The 22,961-nt window shown below is 67.9% G+C and carries 19 protein-coding genes; 7 read left to right on the top strand and 12 right to left on the bottom strand.

The genetic code is table 11. The features are described from left to right. Nucleotides 1-220: 220 nt before the first annotated feature. Complete coding sequence (locus AB1K54_RS03130; protein WP_371201250.1) at nucleotides 221-979, bottom strand: LLM class flavin-dependent oxidoreductase; 759 nt, start codon at nucleotides 977-979, stop codon at nucleotides 221-223. Between the two features lie 68 nt (nucleotides 980-1,047). Then, nucleotides 1,048-3,588 (bottom strand): ATP-dependent Clp protease ATP-binding subunit, encoded by a 2,541-nt coding sequence (locus tag AB1K54_RS03125; protein ID WP_371201249.1) that lies wholly within the window; start codon nucleotides 3,586-3,588, stop codon nucleotides 1,048-1,050. A 187-nt stretch (nucleotides 3,589-3,775) separates the two neighbouring features. Here AB1K54_RS03125 and AB1K54_RS03120 point away from each other — a divergent pair, with 187 nt between their 5' ends. Further along, nucleotides 3,776-4,147, top strand: a complete 372-nt coding sequence (locus tag AB1K54_RS03120; protein ID WP_371201248.1) for a VOC family protein — start codon at nucleotides 3,776-3,778, stop codon at nucleotides 4,145-4,147. 90 nt (nucleotides 4,148-4,237) lie between these two features. Here AB1K54_RS03120 and AB1K54_RS03115 read toward each other — a convergent pair whose 3' ends face one another. Further along, nucleotides 4,238-5,317 (bottom strand): SDR family NAD(P)-dependent oxidoreductase, encoded by a 1,080-nt coding sequence (locus AB1K54_RS03115; protein WP_371201247.1) that lies wholly within the window; start codon nucleotides 5,315-5,317, stop codon nucleotides 4,238-4,240. A gap of 88 nt (nucleotides 5,318-5,405) precedes the next feature. On the opposite strand from AB1K54_RS03115, the gene AB1K54_RS03110 reads away from it, so the two are divergent. The 5 genes from AB1K54_RS03110 (at nucleotide 5,406) to AB1K54_RS03090 (ending at nucleotide 9,839) form a co-directional block, all read left to right on the top strand. Further along, nucleotides 5,406-6,002, top strand: coding sequence for a TetR/AcrR family transcriptional regulator (locus tag AB1K54_RS03110; RefSeq protein WP_371201246.1), 597 nt, complete (start codon nucleotides 5,406-5,408; stop codon nucleotides 6,000-6,002). A 55-nt stretch (nucleotides 6,003-6,057) separates the two neighbouring features. Continuing rightward, nucleotides 6,058-7,242 carry a class I SAM-dependent methyltransferase gene (locus tag AB1K54_RS03105; protein WP_371201245.1) on the top strand — a complete coding sequence of 395 codons (1,185 nt, stop codon included), beginning with the start codon at nucleotides 6,058-6,060 and terminating at the stop codon, nucleotides 7,240-7,242. Nucleotides 7,243-7,393: 151 nt separating this feature from the next. Then, complete coding sequence (locus AB1K54_RS03100; protein WP_371201244.1) at nucleotides 7,394-8,116, top strand: GntR family transcriptional regulator; 723 nt, start codon at nucleotides 7,394-7,396, stop codon at nucleotides 8,114-8,116. Between the two features lie 35 nt (nucleotides 8,117-8,151). Then, entirely contained in the window at nucleotides 8,152-8,871 is a 720-nt protein-coding gene (locus AB1K54_RS03095) for an N-acetylmannosamine-6-phosphate 2-epimerase (RefSeq protein ID WP_371201243.1), read from the top strand. Continuing rightward, nucleotides 8,868-9,839 (top strand): N-acetylglucosamine kinase, encoded by a 972-nt coding sequence (locus AB1K54_RS03090; protein WP_371201242.1) that lies wholly within the window; start codon nucleotides 8,868-8,870, stop codon nucleotides 9,837-9,839. The genes AB1K54_RS03095 and AB1K54_RS03090 overlap by 4 nt, the downstream gene beginning before the upstream one ends. 23 nt (nucleotides 9,840-9,862) lie before the next feature. On the opposite strand, the gene AB1K54_RS03085 is transcribed toward AB1K54_RS03090, so the two are convergent. The 9 genes from AB1K54_RS03085 to AB1K54_RS03045 are packed head-to-tail and all read right to left on the bottom strand — an operon-like array spanning nucleotide 9,863 to nucleotide 21,417. Next, nucleotides 9,863-11,305, bottom strand: coding sequence for a beta-N-acetylhexosaminidase (locus tag AB1K54_RS03085; RefSeq protein ID WP_371201241.1), 1,443 nt, complete (start codon nucleotides 11,303-11,305; stop codon nucleotides 9,863-9,865). 38 nt (nucleotides 11,306-11,343) lie between these two features. Continuing rightward, on the bottom strand, nucleotides 11,344-13,257 hold the full coding sequence (locus tag AB1K54_RS03080; RefSeq protein ID WP_371201240.1) for a family 20 glycosylhydrolase: 1,914 nt from the start codon (nucleotides 13,255-13,257) through the stop codon (nucleotides 11,344-11,346). Further along, the gene (locus AB1K54_RS03075; RefSeq protein WP_371201239.1) at nucleotides 13,254-14,333 is read right to left on the bottom strand and encodes an ABC transporter ATP-binding protein; all 1,080 of its coding nucleotides are present in this window, start codon (nucleotides 14,331-14,333) and stop codon (nucleotides 13,254-13,256) included. Before AB1K54_RS03075 ends, AB1K54_RS03080 begins: the two co-directional genes overlap by 4 nt. Continuing rightward, nucleotides 14,330-15,334 carry an ABC transporter ATP-binding protein gene (locus AB1K54_RS03070; protein WP_371201238.1) on the bottom strand — a complete coding sequence of 335 codons (1,005 nt, stop codon included), beginning with the start codon at nucleotides 15,332-15,334 and terminating at the stop codon, nucleotides 14,330-14,332. The genes AB1K54_RS03075 and AB1K54_RS03070 overlap by 4 nt, the downstream gene beginning before the upstream one ends. A gap of 8 nt (nucleotides 15,335-15,342) precedes the next feature. Continuing rightward, on the bottom strand, nucleotides 15,343-16,209 hold the full coding sequence (locus AB1K54_RS03065) for an ABC transporter permease (protein ID WP_371201237.1): 867 nt from the start codon (nucleotides 16,207-16,209) through the stop codon (nucleotides 15,343-15,345). Next, nucleotides 16,206-17,186, bottom strand: a complete 981-nt coding sequence (locus AB1K54_RS03060) for an ABC transporter permease (RefSeq protein WP_371201236.1) — start codon at nucleotides 17,184-17,186, stop codon at nucleotides 16,206-16,208. Before AB1K54_RS03060 ends, AB1K54_RS03065 begins: the two co-directional genes overlap by 4 nt. Nucleotides 17,187-17,228: 42 nt before the next feature. Next, entirely contained in the window at nucleotides 17,229-19,031 is a 1,803-nt protein-coding gene (locus AB1K54_RS03055; RefSeq protein WP_371201235.1) for an ABC transporter substrate-binding protein, read from the bottom strand. Further along, entirely contained in the window at nucleotides 19,031-19,213 is a 183-nt protein-coding gene (locus AB1K54_RS03050; protein WP_371201234.1) for a hypothetical protein, read from the bottom strand. Before AB1K54_RS03050 ends, AB1K54_RS03055 begins: the two co-directional genes overlap by 1 nt. Continuing rightward, the gene (locus tag AB1K54_RS03045; protein ID WP_371201233.1) at nucleotides 19,213-21,417 is read right to left on the bottom strand and encodes a hypothetical protein; all 2,205 of its coding nucleotides are present in this window, start codon (nucleotides 21,415-21,417) and stop codon (nucleotides 19,213-19,215) included. Before AB1K54_RS03045 ends, AB1K54_RS03050 begins: the two co-directional genes overlap by 1 nt. A 680-nt stretch (nucleotides 21,418-22,097) precedes the next feature. On the opposite strand from AB1K54_RS03045, the gene AB1K54_RS03040 reads away from it, so the two are divergent. Beyond that, nucleotides 22,098-22,850 (top strand): EI24 domain-containing protein, encoded by a 753-nt coding sequence (locus AB1K54_RS03040; protein ID WP_371201232.1) that lies wholly within the window; start codon nucleotides 22,098-22,100, stop codon nucleotides 22,848-22,850. The last annotated feature ends 111 nt before the right edge of the window (nucleotides 22,851-22,961 follow it).

Below are 22,961 nucleotides of genomic sequence, written 5' to 3'. Positions count from 1 at the left end.
GGAGGGGCTGACGATGTCGCCGACGCAGGTCACCCTCCCACCCTGCCCCAAGGTGTCCGACATCGCGCGCGCATGACGCAGGAGATCCGGCCGAGACACGCCGTCGAGCGAGACTTGAGGCGGCGTGCCGCGGCGATCTTCCTGCGTTGTGCGCGCCGTTGTGCGCGCCGGTGTGCGCCGGTGTGCGGGCCGGTGTGGGCCGGTGCGGCCTGGAACCCTGTCAGCCCAACCGCGCCGCGGCCGCCTCGACGAAGCCGGCGTAGTCGTCGCCTGCGACGATCGCCCGCAGCACGACCTCGTCGACGGCGGCACGATACCGACGGATGCCTGGGCCGAACCCTTCCGGTCGCAGCACGGTGTCGCCGGGGCGGATGCCCAGGCGCGCGAAGTTCGCCGCATAGGAGGGGTAGCCGCCGTACCTGTCTGCCTCCGCCTCCAGGGCGGAAACGGCGGCGGGGTCGACGGCCGTGCGCACGTACAGTGCGACGTGGGCGTCGGGTGAGAGCTCGTGGGCGGTCGCGGACTGGGCGGCCGCGGCATCCGGCGTCAGCCAGCTCAGAAGCGGGCCATCGGCGTCTGTCGCCGCCAACGCGCGCATCTTCGGGCCCAGTGCGCCCACCAGCACGCGCACCCGCGTCTGGTCGCGCAGCACCCCGACGGCCTCGCGCACGCGCGCGAGCGCACCCACGCCGCCCGAGCCCGAGCCGATGCCGAGCACCGTGCGCTCCTGCGGCAGCGCGCGCACCGCGTCGACGAGCGAGCGCGCCGGCCGCCGATCGACCGGCACGACGCCCGTCGCCAGCACCAGCGTGTCGGTCACAGCGGCCGCGGCCGCCAGCGCGGCGAGCGAGTCGCCGCCAGGGGCGTCGTTCACCCAGAGGGCGTGGAAGCCGGCGGATTCGACGACGGCGGCGATGTGGGCGATGGCGGCCGGGCCGAGGGCCCCGGCGACGCCGATCGAGACGAGGGCTTCAGGCATGCATCGAGCATGCCCGGTGCACGGCGAGGGCCGCCACCCGACACGGTGACGGCCCTCGAGAAGGTCGGTCAGGCGGCGTGCGTCAGCACGGCCTTCGACATCACGGTGAGGTCGCCTGCCGAGGCATCCACCGTCACCGCTCCCCCATCGACGAGCGCACCCGTGACGAACAGGTCGGCGATGCGGTCGTCGACCTCGCGCTGGATCAGCCGGCGCAGCGGCCGGGCGCCGTACTCGGGCTCGTAGCCGTGCTCGGCGAGCCACTCGGTCGCGGCATCCGTCACCTCGATGGTCACCTCGCGACGCGCCAGACGCGCCGCCGTGGCGCCCAGCATGAGCCGCACGATCTCGCGCAGCTGCTCGCGGTCGAGCTTGCGGAACAGCACGATCTCGTCGATGCGGTTGAGAAACTCCGGACGCATCGCCTCGCGCAGCTTGCCGAAGACGCGGTCGCGGAGGTCCTTCTCGCTGCCGAACCCGGTCGACCCGCCGCCGTCGGCGATGAAGCCGATCGCTCCGGCGCGCGAGGCCAGGAACTCGCTGCCGAGGTTCGAGGTCATGACGACCACGGTGTTGCGGAAGTCGACCGTGCGACCCTGCCCATCGGTGAGTCGTCCGTCGTCGAGCACCTGCAGCAGCAGGTTGAAGACGTCGGGGTGGGCCTTCTCGATCTCGTCGAACAGCACGATCGAGTACGGGTTGCGCCGCACGCGCTCGGTGAGCTGGCCGGCCTCGTCGTAGCCGACGTATCCCGGAGGGGCGCCCACCAGGCGCGACACGGTGTGACGCTCGCCGAACTCGCTCATGTCGAAGCGGATGACGGCGGTGTCGTCGTCGAAGAGGCTCGCCGCGAGGGCCTTCGCCAGTTCGGTCTTGCCCACGCCCGTGGGGCCGAGGAACAGGAACGACCCGACCGGCCGGCGCGCGTCGCCCATGCCGGTGCGGTTGCGTCGCACGGCCTTCGCGACGGCGGCCACCGCGTCGTCCTGCCCGATCACGCGATCGTGCAGCTCGGATTCGAGGGTGGCGAGCCGCTCGCGCTCAGTCTCGGTGAGGCGGTTGACCGGGATGCCGGTGGCGCGGCTGATCACGGCAGCGATCTCGGGCTCGCCGACCACCGCGTCGCCACGGGTCGCCGCGCCGGCGGCGGTGGCCTCGTCGAGCCCTGCCTGCACGGCCGCGATCTCGTCGCGGATGCGGGATGCCTCCTCGTAGTGCTCGGCTGAGACGGCGGCGTTCTTGTCGGCCTCGAGGGTCGCCAGGCGCTCGATGAGCGCCGACACGTCGACCGTGACACCGAGCTTCAGCCGCAGACGCGCGCCGGCCTGGTCGATCAGGTCGATCGCCTTGTCGGGCAGCACGCGCTCGGTGAGGTATCGGTCGCTGAGCTCGACGGCGGCGCGCAGGGCCGCGTCGGTGTAGGTCACCGCGTGGTGGTCGGCGTAGGCAGGCGCGAGTCCGCGCAGGATCAGCACGGCGTCTTCGATCGACGGCTCGCCCACCTTGACCGGCTGGAACCGGCGCTCGAGGGCCGGGTCCTTCTCGATCGTGCGGTATTCCTTGAGCGTCGTGGCGCCCACCAGGTGCAGGTCTCCGCGCGCGAGGCGGGGCTTGAGGATGTTGCCCGCGTCCATCGCACCGTCGCCGCCGGCACCGGCGCCCACGACCGTGTGCACCTCGTCGACGAACACGATCAGCTCGCCCTTGAGCGATGCGATCTCGTCCATCGTCTTGGTGAGGCGCTCCTCGAAGTCGCCGCGGTAGCGCGTGCCCGCGAGCATCGCGGCAAGGTCCAGCGCGACGACGCGCTTGCCGCGCAGCTGCTCGGGCACGGCATCGGCCACGATCGCCGCGGCCAGGCCCTCGACGATCGCGGTCTTGCCGACGCCCGCCTCGCCGATGAGCACGGGGTTGTTCTTGGTGCGGCGGCTGAGGATCTCGATGGTCTGCTCGATCTCATCGCCGCGGCCGATGACCGGGTCGAGCTGGCCCGCCTTCGCGAGGGCCGTGAGGTCGGTGCCGAACTTCTCGAGCATGGGGGTGTCGGATGCCGCGTCCGCGGTGTCGTCGACGGGTGCGGCGCTGGGCGCCACAGTCTCGCGCACGCCCTGCGTGAGCGCCTCGGCGGTGACTCCCGCCTCGGCGAGCACGCGACCGGCGGGGGTGTCCTGGGCGAGCACGAGCGCGAAGAAGAGGTGCTCGGGGTCGATGTAGGTCGAGCCGGACGACCGGGCGACCTGGAAGGCGTGAAACAGCGCCCGCTGCACGGAGGCGGTGACGACGGCCCCGTCGACGTCGGCGGCGGGACCGGTCGCGGGCAGCCCCTCGTCGGCGCTGCGCGCGATCGCGCCCGGATCGGCGCCGATCCGGGCGACGGCTTCGCGCACGGGGGCTTCTCCCACGATCACGCGCAGCACGTGCAGGGCGTCGAGCTCCTGCTGGCCGCGGCCCAGTGCGAACTGGCCGGCGCGGCGCAGCAGCTCCTGCGTGCGCGCGCTCAGGAAGCGGCTGAGGTCGATCGAGCGCTGCGCGCGCGCCCGCTCGCCGGCGAGGTACCGCGCCAGGAACTCGTCGAACGAGCCGCCGGTGGGAGTCGTGTCTTCAGGCATCGATGGCCTCCTGCTGAACTTGAGTCAAGGTCTGTCAAGTCTATGAACTTGAGCGACCACGTATCAACTTAAACGGCGAGAGACCGAGGGTATTCCCAGGCACGACGACGGATGTCGCAGCCCCGGCGTAGCTTCGGCGGTGCGACGCGGATCCGGCCCGCCGCACAAGCGATCAGGAGGCAGAGCGATGGACTGGAAGATCGAGCTCATCTACGTCCCGGTGACCGATGTCGATCGGGCCAAGGACTTCTACGTGAAGATCGGCTTTCACGCCGACCACGACCACACGCCGTTCGACGGCCTGCGGTTCGTGCAGCTGACTCCCCCGGGTTCGGCGTGCTCGATCGCCTTCGGCACCGGTCTCGGCGTCGACCTCGAGCCGGGCAGGCAGAACACGATCCAGGTCGTCGTGCCCGACGCCGACGAGGCGCTCGCGCATCTGCGCGGCCTGGGCGTCGAGGCAGACGGCGTCGACGAGCAGGCGTGGGGCCGGTTTGTGAGCTTTCCCGACCCCGACGGCAACCGCTGGACGCTGCAGCAGCTGCCGCCGCGCGACTGAGCGGCAGTTCGTGCTCGCCGCCCGGAAAGGCGAAGGGCCCCCGAGACCGGCTCGTCGTGGGGCCCTTGCGAAGCAGCGGAGCCGCGCCGTTCAGGCCGCGGACCACCCGCCGTCGCTTGCCAGGACGACGCCGTTGACGTTCACGCCGTCGTCCGAGAGCAGAAAGGTGATGGATGCCGCGAGAGCCTCGGCCTCGGCGGCGTCCGGCAGGATCGCCATCGCCTGACGCACGCGCTGGGCGCCGAGCGGCGAGGCGAAGGTCGCCTCGATGTTGGTGATGGTGGCACCGGGAGCGACGGCGTTCACGCGGATGCCGCTCGGGCCGTACATGAACGCGGTCGACTTGGTGATGCCGACCACGGCGTGCTTCGACGCGGTGTAGGCCACCCCCGCGGCCGAGCCGCGCAGCGCCGCCTCGGAGGCCGTGTTGACGATCGAGCCCGCCCCGCGCGCGAGCATCGCGGGGATGACGGCGCGCGAGAGCTTCATCGTGCCTTCGACGTTGACCGAGAACACGCGGTTCCAGACGGCGTCGGTGACCTCGCCGAGCGGGGTCATGTCGTCCATGATGCCCGCGACGTTCGCGAGCGCGTCGATGCGGCCCCCCGCGGCGGCGACGATCTCGGCGATCTTGGCGTCGTCGGTGATGTCGGCGACCATCGTGACGATGTCGGCCTGCGGGTGCTCGGCGGCGAACTCGTCCAGCCGCGCGGCCGACACGTCGACGGCGATGACCCGGCCACCCTCGCGGGCGACGCGGGAGGCCGTCGCGCGACCGATGCCCGAGCCGGCGCCGGTGACGATCACGGTCTTGCCGGTGAACCGGCCCCGGTCGATGCGCTCGACCCACTCGACTGCGGCAACGGCGGGCGCGTCGCCTTCGCCGTCTGCCTCGCCTGCGCCGTCTGCGTCGTCGGCGGCGGGAGCCGCGGGCGCATCGGCCGGAACATCGCCTGCGGCGGCGCGCGCGACGAGCTCGTCGAGCAGCTCCTGCGAGAACTGGCCCTTGCTGAGCTTGACCAGGCGTTTGATGGCCAAGCGGCCGACGGGCTTGAGCACATCGGCGCTCTGGCCGGACTTGGCCAGCAGCTCACGCAGGATGGGGCCACCGGCGGGGTGTGCGAGCCAGGTTTTGATGGAGTCGTCGCCGGTGAGAAGGGGCGTGCTCATGTGTGGGTGTACTCCTTGCTTTCTCATTCTTTTGGAACGTCGAGAAGTCTCTACCGGACATCTTTGTCCGGTTACTACGATAGCACTCATGGCACCGGACGAGATGGTCGAGCCGCCTTCGAAGAAGCCGAATCGCGGGCGCAGCGCAGGACCTGAGAACCGTCGGGCGCTGATCGCGGCCGCCCGCGACGTGTTCGCCGCCGACGGTCTGCACGCCCCGCTCAGCTCGATCGCCAAGCGCGCCGGCGTCGGGCAGGGCAGCCTCTACCGGCACTTTCCCGACCGGCTGTCGCTGGCGATCGCCGTGTTCGACGAGAACCTGGAACAGGTCGCGGCCATCGCGGCGGACGAGGCCACCTCGCTGGACGACCTGTTCGGCATCATCGCCGAACAGGCAGTCGTCTCCACTCCCCTCATCGATCTGATCTGGCAGAGCCAGGGCGACCAGCGCGTCGCCCACGTCGGCGCGACCCTCGCCGACGCCGCGGGCACGGTGCTGGCACGCGATCGCCGCCGCGGCGTCGTCGGCGCACACGTCGACCTCGACGATGTGCTCCTGGCTGTGACGATGCTCGCCGACGCCGTCTCGCGCACCGGCAGCGACGCGCGCACCGCGACGGCGCGGCGCGTCCGCGCGATCCTGCACGCGGCGTTCTCGCCCCGCACCGACAGCGCTCAGCCCTGACGCGACCGTGCGCGACGCCACGGCACGAGTGGCCGCGGCGCACTACCGTGGCCTGGTGACGTTCTCTCTCGACGCGCTGCGCCGGTGGCCCGACCTCGAGGGGCCGGGCCTGCTCGCCTCGGACGCCGCCGACCGCCTGCTGCTCGATGAGTCGGCCGAGGCGCGGGCGGGGCTCTCGCACGGTGACATCGCCGTGATCGGCGACGCGTACGGCGCCCTCACGCTGACCGCGGCGCACGAGACGGCGGCGATCTGCACACCCGCTCCACACAGCGCCGACGCTCGGCGTGGCGCCTCTGGGGGCGCAGGCCCCGCCGCGGCCGCTCGCATCCGGGTGCACCAAGATGCGCTCACCGGCGAGCGGGCGCTGCGTGCCAACGCCGAACGCCTCGGCCTCGACGCCTTCGTTTCGCTGCCGCTCACACCAGAGTCCGTCGCCGGCGCTCGCCTCGTGCTGCTGCGGCTCCCGCGGTCGCTCGACGCCCTGCGCGACATCGCGGGGCTGATCGCCGCGCACGCGGCACCCGAGGTGGTCGTCTTCGCGGGCGGGCGCATCAAGCACATGACCGTCGCGATGAACGACGTGCTGCGCGAGCGCTTCACCACCGTCGACGTCACGCACGCGCGCCAGAAGTCGCGGGTGCTCGTCGCGCGCGGACCGCACGACGGCGCCGATCCGGTGCCCGCGCGGACGACCGTGGACGGCATCGTCGTGTGCGCCTTCGGCGGCGCGTTCGCGGGCGCGGCGATCGACATCGGCACGCGCTTCCTGCTCGCGCACCTGCCGCACGAGATCCCCGAGACGGATGCCGCGATCGACCTCGCGTGCGGAACCGGTGTCGTCGCGGCGGCGCTCGCGCTGCGGCATCCGTCACTGCGCGTCTACGCGACCGACCAGTCGGCCGCAGCTGTCGCGTCCGCCCGCGCGACCGCAGACGCGAACGGGGTCGCAGATCGCGTGGAGGTCGCGCGCGACGACCTGCTCGCGGCCCGCCCCGACGCGAGCGCGTCGTTCATCGCGCTCAACCCGCCGTTCCACGTCGGCGCCGCCGTAGACGACCGCATCGCGCCGCGCCTGTTCGCCGACGCGGCGCGCGTGCTGCGGCCCGGCGGAGAGCTGTGGACGGTGTGGAACTCGCCCCTCGCCTACCGGCCCGCCCTGGAACGCATCGTCGGTCCCACGCGCCAGGTCGCGCGCAACGCCAAGTTCACCGTGACGGTGTCGGTCAGAGGCCACTGAGCCTCGACGGCGACCGCGCGCGTCAGACCCCTGCGACGCGGACCCCGGCGGTCTCACCGGGTTCCTCGAAGCGATCGAGGCGACCTGGCCGGAACCGCCCCGATGCCGATCCGCTCGACACGGCGTTGTGCCGCCATGCCATGATTCTGTCATGGAGACAAACGTCGATCCACTTCGCTACCAGTTGGCGATCGAGTACGTACGTGGCCTGATCCGAGATGGACTCCCGCGGGGCACCCGTCTGCCGACGGAACGCGACCTCGCCGGACGGCTGGCGATCAGCCGCGTCAGCGTGCGGCGCGCCCTCGATGAGCTCGAGGAATCGGGAGAGATCCGCCGCGTGCAGGGGTCGGGAACCTTTGTGGACGGTCCGGCGATCGAGAAGGGGCGCGGCATCGAGTCCTTCACGGCGGAGATGACCGCGATGGGGAGCGTCGCTGGTGCGATCGTGCATTCCGTCGAGGTCAAGTCGGCATCGGCGGATGTCAGCTGGCAGCTCGGCATTTCACCGAGCGAGCCGGTGATCGAGATCCGCCGCGTACGGACGGCCGATGGCATACCGATGAGCTTCGAGATCGATTCCCTTCCGCATAGCCGCGTGCCAGGGCTGGAGAGTTGCGATCTCAGCGGCTCCTTGTACCGCCTGCTCTCAAGCCGGTACTCGGTCGAACTCGCTCGCGTTCAGCAGACTTTTCGCGCAACAACCCTCGATCCTTCGGACGCCGAACTGCTTTCGGTCGCACCGTACAGCGCTGCGCTGTCGGTCCATCACGTCGCATACGAGACCACGGGCAGCCCCATCTACGTGTCCGAGTCGTTGTACAGAGGGGATCGCTACAGCCTCACCATCGACGTGCCGAGTGTGGAAGCGTAGTTCCATGATTGGTCGCTAAAGGGTATGCTCAAAGCGTGCCGAATCCTCACCAAATGTCTTGCGGGGCGCTGGTGGTCTCCTGCCAGGCGCCGCGCGGCAGCGCGATCGATGTTCCTCTGACGATCGCTGCGATAGCCGAGGAGACCGTAGCCGGCGGGGCCGAGGGTCTTCGCATAGAAGGCGTGGATGACATCGCCGCGGTGCGCCGGGCACTCCCACACACGCCGATCATCGGTCTGCTCAAGCAGCTTCGGCACGGCCCGCGGCCGCTGATCACCATCGATCAGCGCGCGTGCGATGACACCGCCCTGGCCGGTGCCGACATGATCGCGCTGGATGCCTCGATCGAGGCGCACCCGCATCCCGATGATGTTCGCCGACTGATCGATCACGTCCACCGTGTCCTCGAATTGCCCGTCATGGCGGACGTGTCCACCCTTGAAGAAGCCCAACGTGCGCGCGACAGCGGCGCGGACTGGGTGGGCACGACGCTGTCCGGCTATACGCCCTACACCCGAGCCGACGACTCCCACGCCCCGGATCTCGCGCTGCTGCGAGACATGATCGCCCTCGGCATCCCGGCCGTGCTCGAAGGTCATGTCAGCACCCCCGCGGACGTTGCCGAAGCACGACTGCTCGGCGCACGCGTGATCGTCGTCGGCACCGCGGTGACGAACCCTCGGGCCATCACCGCCGCCCTCAACGCGCAGTGGCGCGGCGCCCGGCTCGGCGCGCCGCTGGATGCCGCTCCGTGACGACTCGTCTGGCTGACCGGCGACGCACCGCCAGCATCGACGTCGGGCAGACCGGGGTGCGCCTGAGAGCATCGGACGGACGCACCTCGTCGATGCCGGCCCCAAGCCACTGCGCGAACATCGACGCGATGCGCGGCCTGCTCGCAGAGCTTCGCGGCCACTGGGTGCGTGAGTGGGGCGACTGGATCCCACCGGATTGCGTGGGTGCGGGACTCACCGGAGAGTTCCCGACCGAGCAGCGACTGCTGATCGGCGAGGCGATCAGTGCCCTGCTGCACTGCGAGACAGTCGTGATGGCGCATGACTCCGTCGCCGCATACCTCGGCGCCCTCGGATCGGGCCCCGGCACGGTCACGATGTGCGGCACGGGGTCGGTGACGCTGTGCTGGAGCGGAACGGACCGCCCGCGACGTTTCGATGGCTTGGGAGAACTGGGCGACTGGGGTGGTGGGCGTTCGATCTCACGGGCGGGACTGCGCGCCGCGGTTCGCGCCCTGGATGGCGTCGGACCCGATACTGCGCTCACTTCGGCGTTCTCCTCCCGCTGGGACTCGCCGGCACACCTCGCTGACGGGTTGCTGGCTCGGAACGAGGACGCGATGCGATCGGCCGATGATTTCACTCGCGACGTGGTCGTGTGCGCAGCGGCGGGCGATCGCATCGCGGCATCCATCATCGAGCAGGCCGCGATCACGGCGGCCCAGACGACGGTCGCGGCGGTGACGTACTGCAATGGCCGACGGGTCGCCTCTCTCGGCGGACTCTTCACCGCCTCCGAACTCTTCCACTCCGCCTGGCACGATGCCGTCACGCGCGCGGTTCCCGACGCGGTGATCGTCGCACCGCTCGGGAACGCGCTGGATGGCGCGCAGCGGATGCTGTCGCTGACGCGGCAAGAGTGCGAATCGTGGGACGTCACCCGGTACGAGCGCACATCCCGCGAGCGCGCTGAGCAGACATCATCGTGAGACGGTGCCGATAGGCCGCATGGTCACGGCCACGGGATCTCGGCCGACGGATGGAAGGACCACCCGTCCCGCTCCCAGGATGCTCGATGTCTGCCGACCCGGCCGGCGAAATCGGTCCACGAGTGAGACTGCGCGCTGGCCCAGGCGACCTCGGCAAGCGCCGGAAGACGAGGAAGCAGCATCTCGTCGATCTCGGACCGGGTGCTGACGGTCTCGGTCCACAGGGCGGCTTCGACACCGAGGATCGCCTCCTCGCCGACCCCCGCGAGCACGTCGGCGGGGTTCCACTCATATGCCTGTCGCACCCCGACCGGACCTGCCCAGTCGAGGCCACGCGGATACTCCTGGTCGTACTTCATGTCGAAGTAGGCACGGTTCCCCGGCGAGAGAATCAGGCGTGCCCCATCGGTCAATGAAGACACGAAATCGTCGGAGTCGACGCGGCTGTCCCAGTAATGCACGACCACGTCGGCGGGAAGGCCTGCGCGCGCGGCCTCTTGCCAGCCAACCGGCGTCTTGCCGACCGCAGCGATAGCGGTATAGGCGCATTGCACGAGTTGCCCGTAATCGTCTGCGCAGAGACGATCTACCTCATCGCCGCCGAAGTGAATGTACGGCCCCGGCGTGATCAGGGCCATCTCGGTGAAGACGTCCGTGATGAACGCCTGCACGTGAGCGTTGTCGGGTGCGAGGGTGCTGAAGCCGCCCTTCACGCCGGTGTAGGGCGCGGCGGCACGGCCGTGGGAGTTCAGCACCGGATAGGCAGTGAGGGCAGCATTCGTATGGCCCGGAACATCGATCTCGGGCACGACGGTGATGAACAGTCGCGCGGCGTACTCCACGATCTCGGCGTAGTCGGCCTTCGTGTAGCATCCGCCGACGCCACCTCCGACTTGCGTCGCCGAACCGATCACCTGCAGGTCTGGCCACGAATCGATCGCGATCCGCCAGCCCTGGTCGTCAGACAGATGCAGGTGCAGCACATTGAGCTTGTACCTCGCCGCCATGTCGATGACGTGCTTCACGACGTCCACATCGAAGAAGTGCCGCGATACGTCGAGCATGATCCCTCGCCATGAGAAGCGCGGAATGTCGCTGATGGTGACCGCCGGCAGGCTGGCACGCCCCGTGCTTTGATCGAGCAGCTGCACAATCGTCTGCGTCGCCATGCCGAGCCCGGCAGGCCGGTGCGCTGTGACGCGGATGCCTGTCGGTTCGATGGTCAGCTCGTACCCCTCGACACCGAGGTCGGACCTGTCGGCGAGTCGGTACTCGATCGAGGGCCCGGCAGCGCTTGTCTCCCCGAACCGAATCCCCGTGCTCCGCTCGATCAGAGACGCCAACGTCTCGGCTGCCTGCGCCGCGCGGCCCTCGGCCCGCACCGTGCAATCGCCGGTCAGCTCGAAAGCCCCCGAACCGCGGGTGAGGGATGTCGGGGTCGGGATGAGATCGATCGGGATGTTCATGGTGGCCTTTCGTCCAGGTCCGGGAGCGTGTGAGGTTGTCAGGCCAGATACTCGGCGCGAAGCGCGTGCATTCTGCCGACGCTGCTGTCGAGTCCGCCCGGCCGATTGCGCGCAGCCCAGAGGAGTTCGTACTCCTCGGCGATCTCGCCGATGTCTGCGGCGAGCGCGCCGCGTGCGCCCTGCTCCATTGCGGCGATGGCACGCATGCAGGCGTGCGCCTGCAGTCGCGTGGTCAGTTGCAGCTCACGCTGCACGAGTGCAGAATCCTCTCGCGCCATCTGCATGGTCGGAATGCGCGCGGCGATGTCTGCGGCGATGTCTGCGGCAGCGCGCAGGTCGGCGACAGAAGGGATGCTGCCGCGCATCGGAATCACGCCTGCTCTGATCTGCTCAAGCCCGTACCGCAGGTATTGCCCGAGAATCGTCGAATCATTCGTGCGAGCGGGAAGACCGTCGGCGACCGTGCCAAGCTCCCAGGCGATCCTGCCCGATGCGCCGCTGTCGTCGCGGAACACGTGTTCGCTGACTGCCTGGGGAACGTCCTCGGTCTGTACGGCCGCAAGATTCCAGGCGCAGGCCGCGCCCATGGTGATCGCCGTCCAACTGATCGGCAGGAACTGGCGGTGCCCGTCCGACCCCCAATCGGTGATCAGGTATCCGACCGCGCCGTTCTCCAGACCCGTCCGCGCAGCCTCCCTGAGATTGGCGGCGGCGTTCACGCTCCGCCCGCCGATGCTGCCCCAGGTGGAGGTGCCGGGACACACGTAGAACGGCACCCCTGCTGCGGCCAGATTGGCGGTGCGTTCCGCGAAGGGATGCCCCGCTTCATAGCCCCATTCGAGCACTGTGATGCCTTCGGCCAGGCCTGCGACCAGCTCGGGGCTGCCGGTGACGACATCCCCCCAGATCTGCATGGAGTGCCCCAGGCCATCAACGACGTCGGCGAGCCGGTTGACGAAGTCGAGGTACACGCGCTCCCAGCCCAGCTTCTGCGTGGCGGCGTGACTGCGACCGTTCGCGGTGAAGAATGCCTCAGCGAGGAAGCCGGTGGGGTCGCTCACGATGTCGTAGGGCTCGTCGCATCCGACATTGATGCGCCGGCTGGTGAAGTTCGGCAGCAGTTCTTCATAGATGCCGCGCAGGAAGGTGAGCGATGCGTCATCGGTCGGGCACAGCGTCGTGCCGTACGGCACCGGTGCAGCTGGATGTATCTGCGGAGCCTTGGGCCCCAGCGGGGGGGCGCCGTTGGGGAGCTCACCGAGGTGGTGGTAGCCGGGGTGAATGAGCCACCGCTCCATGTGTCCGAGCGAGTTCTGGTTCGGCACGAGCTCGATGAAGCGCTCTCGGCAATACTCCTCCAGTTCACGAATCTCGGAGCCGGTCAGTGCTGACGACCCTTGCCAGACCGCACCATGGTCCTGGTAGGCGAAGGTGTGCTCGGTATAGAGCTGCAGTTCGTTGAGCTTCCAATCGGCGGCAAGATCGATGATCGACTTGAGCGTCTCGAGCGTCGGAACCTTGTCTCGACTGATATCGAGCATGAGTCCACGCGCCGGGAAGTCTGGCCAGTCTTCGACCGCTGCATGAGGGAGATCTCGGCCATGCATCCGCAGGAGCTGCGCCAGCGTCGTGAGCGCATAGCTGACACCGGCCGCGGTTCGAGCTGTGATCTCGATGCGCCCATCCGTGGTCTTGAGGGCGTACTCCTGCGGAGAATGACGGGCGGCGCCGACAACCATGACGCCGATCAGGAGACCCGAGCCGACTTCGTCACCCGAGCCCTCCAGCCGAATGCCGACGGCATCCAGCAGTCGCTCGACGCAGTCTCGTACGCGCCCGCTCTGCACACGGTCGAGGCCGACGACATGCAGCGTCGCGCTGGCGGCGATCGTCGTGCGCCCTCCGAGCGTTTCGACAGACTTCGGTGCGGGGTGGATGCCGAGGACGCTCACGGGAGGCTCTCCGTTCCCACCAGATCGGCGGTCGGGTGGTCCGGCTCGGCGCGGCGCGGCTGCAGCGTGGCGAGACCGTGCTCGATCGCCGCGGCCTCAACCCGCTCGGGGTAGTGGCAGGCGACCCGATGGCCGTCGCCTTGATCGCGCAGCTGCGGGGTGTCGTCGCGGCAGAGCTGGGTGGCCATCGGGCATCGCGGGGCGAACGGGCATCCTGCCGTCGGGAATGCGCCGACGTGCTCGTCGACGATGGGGAGCAGACGCGTCCGAGTGCGGTTCTTCTCGGGATCGGAGGTGGGAATGGCTGTGAGCAGCATGAGTGTGTACGGATGCCGGGGAGAGCCGATGACGTCTTCGGTCTTGCCGATCTCCACGAACCGCCCGTTGTACATCACGGCGACTCTCTCGCCCTCGGCGAAATAGCGCGCCACACCGAAGTCGTGGGTGATGAACACGGTGGCGACACCGGATTCACGCTGCAACTGCTTGATCGTCTTGAGGATATCGACCCGCAACGACACATCGACCATCGAGGTGGCCTCGTCGGCCACCAGCACCCCGGGGGCGACGGAGAGCGCACGGGCCACCACGATCCGCTGCCGTTGCCCGCCGCTGAGTTGATGCGGGTATTTCTCGAGGTAGGTGGAACCTGGCGTCAGACCGACCGCCTCCAGCGCCCGCTCCAGGCGCTCGCGCCGCTCGGCCTGGTTCTTGCCGATCCGATGCACCCGAAACGGCCCGGACAGGCTCTGCCAGATCGTGCGCACCGGGTTGAGCGCCGCGTACGGGTCCTGGTGAATCAGCTGCACCTGCAGGCTGAGTCGATTCCGTTCGCGACCGCGCAGCTTCCCCAGGGCGGTGCCGTTGATGCGCACTTCGCCGGATGTCGGCTCCAGCACGTCTGCGATCATCTTGCCGACCGTGCTCTTGCCGCATCCGCTCTCGCCGACGATCGCCAGGGACTGCCCCGCTTCCAGGGAGAAGGAGATCGAGTTCACGGCGTTGACCACACCGCCCTTCCCGCGGCGGGAGGGATACGACTTCTTGAGGTCGACCACGTCCAGTGCGGCAGTCATCTTTCACTCCTGTTGTGCTCGGCGAGGGGGAGCTCGGACGCGACGAAGCAGGCCACCTGGCCGTGTTCCCGGTAGGGCAGCAGCGGCGGTTCGGCCACAGCGCAGTCGGGTCTTGCCATCGCGCAACGCGGCATGAAGCGGCATCCACCCGGCAGCTCACGTAGGTCTGGCGGCCGCCCCGGAATGGAGCGCAGATCGGCCGGCTCTCGATCGATCGACGGAATCGCCGACATCAGTGCGCGGGTGTAAGGATGGGCCGGAGCCCGGAAGACATCGCCGACCGTGCCGGTTTCGGCCACCGTTCCCGCGTACATGACAGCCACGCGGTCGGCGAGTTCGGCGACAACCGACATGTCGTGGGTGACGAACACCATCGAGATGGCCAGCTCAGATTGAATCTTGCGGAGGTTGTCGATGATCAGCGCCTGACTGATCACATCGAGCGCGGTCGTCGGCTCGTCGAGGATCAGCAGCTTCGGGCTGAGCAGCAGGCCCAGCATCAGCACCACCCGCTGCTTCATTCCGCCGGAGAGCTCGTGGGGGAATGCTCTCAGCACGCGATCCGGATCCAGTCCGACGAGGTCGCAGAGGTCACCAAGGCGTCGCCGCACCGCGGTGCGATCCGATTTCTGACCGTGCGACTCAAGCACAAGTGCGACCTGGTCGGCGATATTCAGCACCGGGTTGAGCGTGCTCTGCGCCCCCTGGAAGGCGATGGCGGTCTGTTCCCAGCGGAACGCCGCCAGTTCCTTCGGCCGCAGCTTCAGCACGTCTCCGACGCCGTCGAAATGGATGCTTCCGCCCGAGATGCGGTTCGGCGCCTCGATCATGCGCAGGATCGACATCGCGAGCGTGCTCTTGCCGCATCCGCTCTCGCCGACCAACCCGAGGATTTCGTTCTTGTTGACCGTCAGACTGACCTGGTCCAGCGCTCTGGTGTTTCCCGAACGCGAGTGATAGTCGACGCTGAGCTCATGGATCTGCATCAGTGGTTCTGTCATGAGATTCCTCACGCTGCTCGAAGTCTCGGGTTGAAGATCTCGTCGAGGAACCGAAGCAGCAGCACTGCTCCCAGCTGCAGGACGAGTATGGCCAGGACCGGAGCCAGCACGTAGCCGATCGAGGCGACGGAGTAGATCGCCCCGGTCTGCGAGTAGGCCAGGTTCAGCATGACTCCCCAGTTCTCGCTGCGGATCGGCAGCACTCCGAGGAAGAACAGGCCCACCTGTGCGTAGATCGCGCCCGTCACTCCGAGCATGAGGTTCATGACGATGTACGGCATCAGGTTCGGTGTGACTTCGCGCAGCACAATGTAGCCGCCGCTGAGGCGGAGCGAACGGGCCGCCTCGAGATATTCGCGCTCACGCAGCGACAGCACCTGGGAGCGGATGGCTCGCGCCAGCCCGCCCCACGATGTCACCGCCAGCACTGCGGCGATCATGAACGAGTTCGACAGCGGGAAGAAGGCGGCGATCAGAATCAGCAGTGGGAACCCGGGCAGGATGATGACCGTATCCGTGATGCGCATGAGCACCGTGTCGGTCCACCCGCGGAAGTATCCCGCCGCCAGGCCGACGCTGCAGCCGACGACCACGATCAGCACCGCGGTGAGAATCGCCACCTCCATGACCGGTCGCGTACCGATCACGATGAGCTCGAAGATGTCTCGCCCGATGTGGTCGGTGCCGAAGATGTGTGAGCCAGACGGCGGTGCATAGCTCTCGGCCGGATCGCCCTGCCGAGCGTTGGGGAACATGGACGGCCCCAGGACGGCCATCACCAGGTAGACCATGATGATGACCAGCCCGACGACACTGCCCGGATTGCGCCGCAACCCGTGCCAGATGAAACTGCTCCTGCGAAGCTGTGCGTTCATCGGATCCTCGGGTCCAATCGCGAGTACAGGCTGTCGGTGATCACGTTCGCGATGATCACCGATGTCGTCAGCAGCAGGAAGCACCCCATCATCAGCGGAGCATCCCGCGAACTCGTGGCGTCGATGAACAGGCGACCGAGCCCGGGGTAATTGAACACGGTCTCGACGAACACAGCGCCGCCGAACACCGCCCCGAGAGCCAGTCCGAACACGGTGAACATCGGCAGCATCGCGTTTCTCGCCACGTACGATCCGATGATCGTTCGGTCTTTGATGGCCATCGCGCGTGCGGCCATGATGTAGTCCTCACCGAGCACCCCGACGGTGCTCGCCTTCATGGTCAGCACCCACCCGGCGAAGGAACTGATGACGATCGACAGAATCGGCAGCACCCCGAAGTAGAGCACGCTCAGCAGGAACGGCAGGTTGAATCCCGGGTCGGTCGACGACGAGTAGGCACCGCCGGCCGGGAAGAGCGGGAGCACGATCGCCAACAGGAAGAACAGCACGATGGCGGTCAGGTATTGCGGGATCCCGTTGAGCAGGGATGCTCCGAGCGTGATTATCCGATCGAGCCGGCGTCCGCGCCGGTACGCGGAGATCGCACCGAGCGCGGCGCCGATCGCGAAGCTGAGCAGCAGCCCCGTCGACGCGATGAAGACGGTCCACGGGACAGCCTGCGCGATGAGCATCGCGACCGGCTGCCCGCTGTTGGTGACCGAGATCCCCAGGTTGCCCTGACTCAGCCCGATCATGTAATCGACGAACTGCTGCACGGGCGAGGCGTCCAGGTTGTAGCCGAACAGCGCGGCCGCCTGGCGTTGTGCGTCGACCTCGCTCACCCCCCGCTGCATGAGCTCACCGACCATCTGCGTCTGCGGGTTGCCGGGCATCGCCTTGATCAAGAAGAAGGTGAGCGTGGCCACCGCGAACACCTGCACAAGACCCACTGCGAGGCGGGCAATGATTCTCTTCATTCCACGCTCACCTTCTCCATGTCGTCGCTGCCTACGGGTGAATCAGGAAGACGGCTTGAGACCGGCTACCGTGACCATCAGCGGAGCCATGCCGCTGTCGGCGATGATGTTCGGATCCCACAGGGGGCTGCTCTCATCGGGCCATCCCTCCCAGCGGGATGTCGAGTAGAACGCTGCGTAGAACTTGTTGTAGAAGAGGTCGATCACCGGAAGCGTCTGGTTGAACGCCAGGGCGATCGAGTTGACGTTGTCCGTGATCGTCGCTTCATCGAAGGTCGTCGCGAGCGTTTGCCACGAGTCGGTGACGTTCACGGTCCGGCCGTCGGCCAGCTGTAGTTCTGGGCCCCAGTTGTAGGTCGTTTCAGAAGCCCCGGAAAGACCAATGGTCGACATGGTGGAAGAGAGCGAGGACCAGGGATCCTGGTTGACCGAGCCCGCCTGGTTGAGAGACACCGGATACAGCCCTGTGTTCGCGTTTGCGAAGAACGTGTTCGTCTCGATGCTCGACACGCTCGCGTCGATGCCCGCCTGCGAAAGCTGATTGGCCACGGCCTCGGATGTCGCCACCCAGTCGGTGGCGCCGGCCGGGGTGGCGATTTCCACCTTGAAGGGTGCGCCGTCGAACATCCACTTTCCGGACTCCTTGACCATTCCGGCCTCGGTCAGCAAACCCTCTGCCTTTTTGAGATCCAGGTCGTAGGGGTTCAGTTGCGCACGTGTGTCGTCGCTCAGCCACGCCGCGTCGATCGCCGGTGACAGCGCGTGCGGTGCGGCCGCAGCCTCGGCGGCTTCGATCGAACTGCTGTCGAGGGGATACGCTGCCGCGACCGTCGCCTTGCGGTCGATCGTGTAGGCGAGCGCCTGGCGCACGCGAACGTCATCGAACGGGGCCACCGAGGTGTTGAAGTACAGTGCGGGGCCGTAGTTGCCGTCCGGAGCCACCAGGTGACTTCCGTCGCGCTTCAAGTAGGAATCGACCACCGCAGGAGGAGCGTACGTGGAGACGTAATCCATCTTTCCTGACTGGAGCAGGCCGAACGCCTGCGTCGATGAGGCACCGACGATCTTCACGCTGGTCGGCACCACCTTCGCGGCGTTCACCCACTCGTCGTTCTTGGAGAGCAGGATCTCCGACGCCGTGATCTTCGAGAACGAGTACGGCCCACTGCCCTGATAGTCGCCGCGCGCGTCGACCGCACTGATCTTCGCGACCGCATCCGCGCTCTTGGTCGACGCCGTTTCGTCGCCCGCGGCAGCCGCGGCGACCAGGCCGATGGCATCGTCAGGCAGATGCTGCTTCCATTCCTTCGCAGACTGGACGTAAGTGGTCAGCACCGCACGCTCGAACAGGTGGAAGGGCTCGCTGGTCTGGGTGACGACGATCTGCTTCTCTGAGGGCGTCTCGATCGACTTGATGTGCGTGCCTGCCGTCGACCCGAACAGGGCATCGAGTTCGAGGCTGGTCTCGACGTCCGCCGAGGTGATCGGCGACCCGTCGGGCCAGTTCGCTTCGTCGTCGATCGTGATGGTGAGCACCACGTCGGCGGCGACGTCGGTCGGACGCTGCACGTCCCACGACTTCGCGATCTGCGGCTCGAAGTCGTCATCCTTCTGCAGCCAGAAGGCCAGCGGAGAGCTGACCCACCCTTCGAGGGCGACGGCATTCGCCGCATACGGGTTGACCGGCGCAGACTGCTGCCACGGCGGGAGGATCGCGGTGAAGGTCTCACCGCCCGCCTCCGGGATGTTTGCGCAGCCGGCGATCGTGATTGTGGCCGCGACGGCGACGACAACCCCTACGACGCGGCGCCGCAGCGGCCGCCTGGAATCATTCGTTCGGAGCACTATTTGCTACCCGGACCTTTCGTTTTGTTGAGCGTGCGGAGGGAGAGAAGAACGACAAGCAGGCTGGACACGAGCGCCACCACGTTGATCGGCAGGGACGCCGACTGTCCGAGGTTGAACGGAAGCACAGCCGCCGTGAGGAGGAACATCACTGATCCGAGCCAGAGGGTCAGCCGGGCCATCACAGGCCCCGATCTGCCTGGGAGCGGGCGTACGCCGGCGCCCAATCGTCCAGGAGCAGACCGATGGCAAGGCCAGAAGCGATCGGGGCGACCGTCCACCCCGACTCGATCGCCCAGGGCCCCCATTCGATGTCGTTCGGGATGCCGTACACCTCGCCGAGTTCCACATCGAACGCCCGCGCCCACGCTCCATCGATCACTGCGTCGCTGCTGGAGAGCTGAGCCTTGGTGAAGAACGAAGAGACGTCGGACAACAGCTCCCGGAACCAGGAGTCGCCTGTAGCGAGATACGCCTGGGCGAACCCCATCGGAAGCCAATTCATGGAGTAGAGCAGGTCGACGACCGGGTCACCATTGGACACCAGCAGCGAACTCTCCTCGCCCTGCCGCCTGCTGCGACGGGCCTGGTAGCCGGTGTCCCATTCGAGGTATCCGCCTGACTCGTGCCGCACCCGCTGAAGGTCGCGCGTGACGGTGTACAGCCACTCGCGATGCTCCGCGGTGTCTGCCGCCAGCACGAGCGTTGCCAGCGGGAAGACCAGTCGACACATCTCTGAGGTCTCGCTCATCTCACGCGTTGTCTCGGGGTACGCCGCCATGATCGTGGCCAGACAGCGGACGCCGATCGCCACATAGCTCGGTTCGCGGTAGATCCGCCCCGCAAGCAGCAGCGCCGCCGCGTAGTGACTGTTGAAGTGGGCACTCGGACGATTCCCCGGCGTGCTGGCAAGCTGCGTTCGCCGCGGTTCGATCAGGTCGCGCGGCGTGCTGACCCATTCCCGCGTGCCATCCGTGCCCGTGGTCGAGATGAGGAAGTCGAGCGCGCGACGGATCTGCTCCATATGGGTCGTGGTCTGGTCGACCATCGATATCAGCAAGTGTCCGATCAGACCGCGCGCGACGTCATCCTGATAGCAGACGTCCCAGTCCCCCTCCGCCCACCGCACCATTCCGTGGTCGGGCTGCCCCGGGGCGTCCACCTGAAAAAGATCGAAGAACGCGTCTCGAAGATTCCTCGCCGTCGCCGCGCTGGCCTCGTCGCCGGTGAGGCGATGGTGCAGCTCGAACGCCAACGCCGCTTCTCCCGTGCAGTCGGCGCGCACGCCCAACGGAGCCTGCGGAGGCTGCCTGCCCTCGGGTGTGATCTCCGTTGCGAATCCTTCGAGCACGCCGCCGCGTCCGCCCTCGACAAGGAGCTCATTGTTGCGGAACCAGGCGACGGCCATCCCGACGCTGTGACGTACCGCCTGCTCCACCGCGAGTTCGTCGTCGAACCCAACGCGGTACGCACGATCCTCTGCGGCGACCAGTTGCTGTCCCGTGAGCCAGTTTGCGATTGCCCCGATCACGTGCGACCACTGCGACATCGGCGCGAAGCGCGCTCTGTGGAAGTTCGCCACGCGCGACGCGGAGAAGAGCAGATTCTCTCGCTCGAACCAGATGCCGTTGTGCTCGACAGGCAGGGGTTCGGACGTCAGATCCACGTGGCGGTGGGCGAGCGTGGCGCTCGTGTACTGCATCAGCGGAGGCGCGACCGAGGTCACGGACCCGGCCTGCATCCGAAGGCGGCGCCCGGCCTGGTCTTCGAGCAGGTCGCCCGGGCGGACTGCGCCGAGATCGTCCCCACGCCAGACGAGTCGCTCGTGTCGTGTGTCCACGGTGTCTATCGCCACTGCGAGCCCATCGATTCCGCGACAGTACTCGGCGAATACTCGCGTCCCGCGGGTGATCTGAGCGTCGATCAGTGCCCGGGCCCGCGCCGGAAGAATCAACGGCTCCGCCTCGCTGCCGCCGAGCACCGCGATCGCGGCGCATCCGGCGATACTCGCCATGTCCACCTGTGCCGGCTGCACCACACGCGCGAGCGGCGCCTGACGCAGGATGCGTGACAGATCGCTCTCGCCTCGGGTGACGACGAGCAGGTGACCGTTGGGCACACGGGCAGGATCGAGCTCAGTCATTTCCGCCGGTCCTATCCATGAACGCCCTGCGGACAACGCCGGGCAGCTGGCAGTGCCCCCGGATCGCGACACCGCTGTTATCAAGAGCAAACCGCTGGATTGGATCCGTCGCTCTGTCCAGGAGACTATGAGTCTTGCTATGCCAATGCAAGACCAAATGCAAAGTTCTAGGTGAAATCGTGCTCTGTTGTACCTATGTAGGTATTGCCTCGACGGCCGTTGCAGGCCCATGCGCCCGTTCACCCATGCAGGAGATCGCGCAGACTGCGGGCGTCGGCAGCCTTCATCCCCGCGATCGCCTGTGCGCAGTGCCTGTCGCTCGGATCAGCGATGCTCGGCAGCTTCTGTGTGGTTGCAGATCACTACGGCAACGACGAACCCGGACCACTCGGCGAGGAACTCGGGGCCGAGGTTTGGCTCTTCGGCATGCGCGCGGGCGCGCCACCTGCTGCTACTCCCGCTACGGGTAAGCGGCGGCAGCCGGTGATCCGCCTTGAGGTGACCGGACCCGCTGGGTGGCGCGGAGGCGCTCGGCCCGCAGAAGGCTGCTGATAGCGGCGGCGGCGTTGTCGATGCTGACGCGAAGACGCGGTGGATCTGCGCGAGACGCTGCGGCGTCTTCGGACATGTTCCTCCTCGGGGTGCGTGCGTACGACGGTGGCCGCACGTACGAGGTTACGCTCCCGCGCGCGGCGCAACGCACGAGTTGCGGTCGATGGGGCCCCGGCGACGAGTGCCCGCAATCCTCGTCGACAGCGGCTCCGCCTGCTTTACAGCTTCGCCGCTCCTCGCCGCTGGGTGTGTCTGATCGGGTCGCAATGGATCGCGGCGCTGGCATCGCTTCAGGTTCTGGGCCGGGCGACAAGCTCGGTGCGGCCGTGAGGCGGTCGCTGTCGCTGTGCGCATCGCTTTAGGCTGAACCGATGCGGGAGTTCGGTCAGGGAGCAGGACTGCTGCTGCGCGGATTCGGGTGGTGGCGACGCCGGCCCGGCACGATGCTCCTCGGTCTCATTCCGGCTGCGATCGTCGGCCTCGCGCTCGGCGCCGCCCTCGTCGCACTCGCGATCGTGCTTCCGGGCCTGGTCACCACCGCGACGCCGTTCGCGGAATCCTGGCCCGCGTTCTGGACGATCGCTGTGCGGGTGGTGCTGGGTGTGGCCGCTTTCGCAGGCTCGCTCGTGATCGCGATCGTGTCGTTCACCGCCTTGACGCTCTTGATCGGGGAACCGTTCTACGACCGGATCTGGCGCGCCGTCGAAAGCGACCTCGGCGGCAGCGTGCCCGACGCCGAGTACGGCCTGTGCAGATCGATCGTCGACGGGCTGTCTCTGGTCGGCCGCGGAGTCCTTGTCGCTCTCGTCGCCGCCGCGGTCGGGCTGATTCCCGTGGTCGGCGGAGGCCTCGGCGTCACGGCCGGCGTCGTGCTCACCGGATGGGTCCTCGCCGACGAACTGAGCTCACGGGCCCTCTCGGCGCGGGGGATCGATCGGCGCGGGCGCCGCGTTCTGTTGAGGACGCACCGACTCCGCGCGCTCGGCTTCGGAACCGCGATCCAGCTGTGCTTCCTGGTGCCGCTCGGGGCTGTGGTCGTGATGCCGGCGGCCGTTGTCGGCGCGACCCTGCTTGCGAGGTCGCTCACCGGCGAAGAGACCGAACCACCGGCAACGCACGCGTAGGCACGGGGAGGGACTCTTCGCTTCGCTCAGCCCTCGCAGAAGCAGACCCACTCCTGCTCAGGACAGATCCGACTCCGCCGAAGAACCCGGCCTTCTCGGAACAGAACTCAC

It is taken from the genome of Microbacterium sp. BWT-B31, from assembly GCF_041379855.1.
Classification (GTDB): Bacteria; Actinomycetota; Actinomycetes; order Actinomycetales; family Microbacteriaceae; genus Microbacterium.
Note: the sequence above shows the minus strand (reverse complement) of the source record. Positions and strands in the feature narration are given on the sequence as shown.

What these genes read in the sequence shown, in the direction of transcription:
- AB1K54_RS03060 (WP_371201236.1), bottom strand. Translation starts at nt 17,186, where the DNA reads ATGAAGAGAATCATTGCCCGCCTCGCAGTGGGTCTTGTGCAGGTGTTC.
- AB1K54_RS03120 (WP_371201248.1), top strand. Translation starts at nt 3,776, where the DNA reads ATGGACTGGAAGATCGAGCTCATCTACGTCCCGGTGACCGATGTCGAT.
- AB1K54_RS03110 (WP_371201246.1), top strand. Translation starts at nt 5,406, where the DNA reads ATGGCACCGGACGAGATGGTCGAGCCGCCTTCGAAGAAGCCGAATCGC.
- AB1K54_RS03130 (WP_371201250.1), bottom strand. Translation starts at nt 979, where the DNA reads ATGCCTGAAGCCCTCGTCTCGATCGGCGTCGCCGGGGCCCTCGGCCCG.
- AB1K54_RS03070 (WP_371201238.1), bottom strand. Translation starts at nt 15,334, where the DNA reads ATGACAGAACCACTGATGCAGATCCATGAGCTCAGCGTCGACTATCAC.
- AB1K54_RS03065 (WP_371201237.1), bottom strand. Translation starts at nt 16,209, where the DNA reads ATGAACGCACAGCTTCGCAGGAGCAGTTTCATCTGGCACGGGTTGCGG.
- AB1K54_RS03085 (WP_371201241.1), bottom strand. Translation starts at nt 11,305, where the DNA reads ATGAACATCCCGATCGATCTCATCCCGACCCCGACATCCCTCACCCGC.
- AB1K54_RS03115 (WP_371201247.1), bottom strand. Translation starts at nt 5,317, where the DNA reads ATGAGCACGCCCCTTCTCACCGGCGACGACTCCATCAAAACCTGGCTC.
- AB1K54_RS03125 (WP_371201249.1), bottom strand. Translation starts at nt 3,588, where the DNA reads ATGCCTGAAGACACGACTCCCACCGGCGGCTCGTTCGACGAGTTCCTG.
- AB1K54_RS03075 (WP_371201239.1), bottom strand. Translation starts at nt 14,333, where the DNA reads ATGACTGCCGCACTGGACGTGGTCGACCTCAAGAAGTCGTATCCCTCC.
- AB1K54_RS03100 (WP_371201244.1), top strand. Translation starts at nt 7,394, where the DNA reads ATGGAGACAAACGTCGATCCACTTCGCTACCAGTTGGCGATCGAGTAC.
- AB1K54_RS03050 (WP_371201234.1), bottom strand. Translation starts at nt 19,213, where the DNA reads ATGGCCCGGCTGACCCTCTGGCTCGGATCAGTGATGTTCCTCCTCACG.
- AB1K54_RS03040 (WP_371201232.1), top strand. Translation starts at nt 22,098, where the DNA reads ATGCGGGAGTTCGGTCAGGGAGCAGGACTGCTGCTGCGCGGATTCGGG.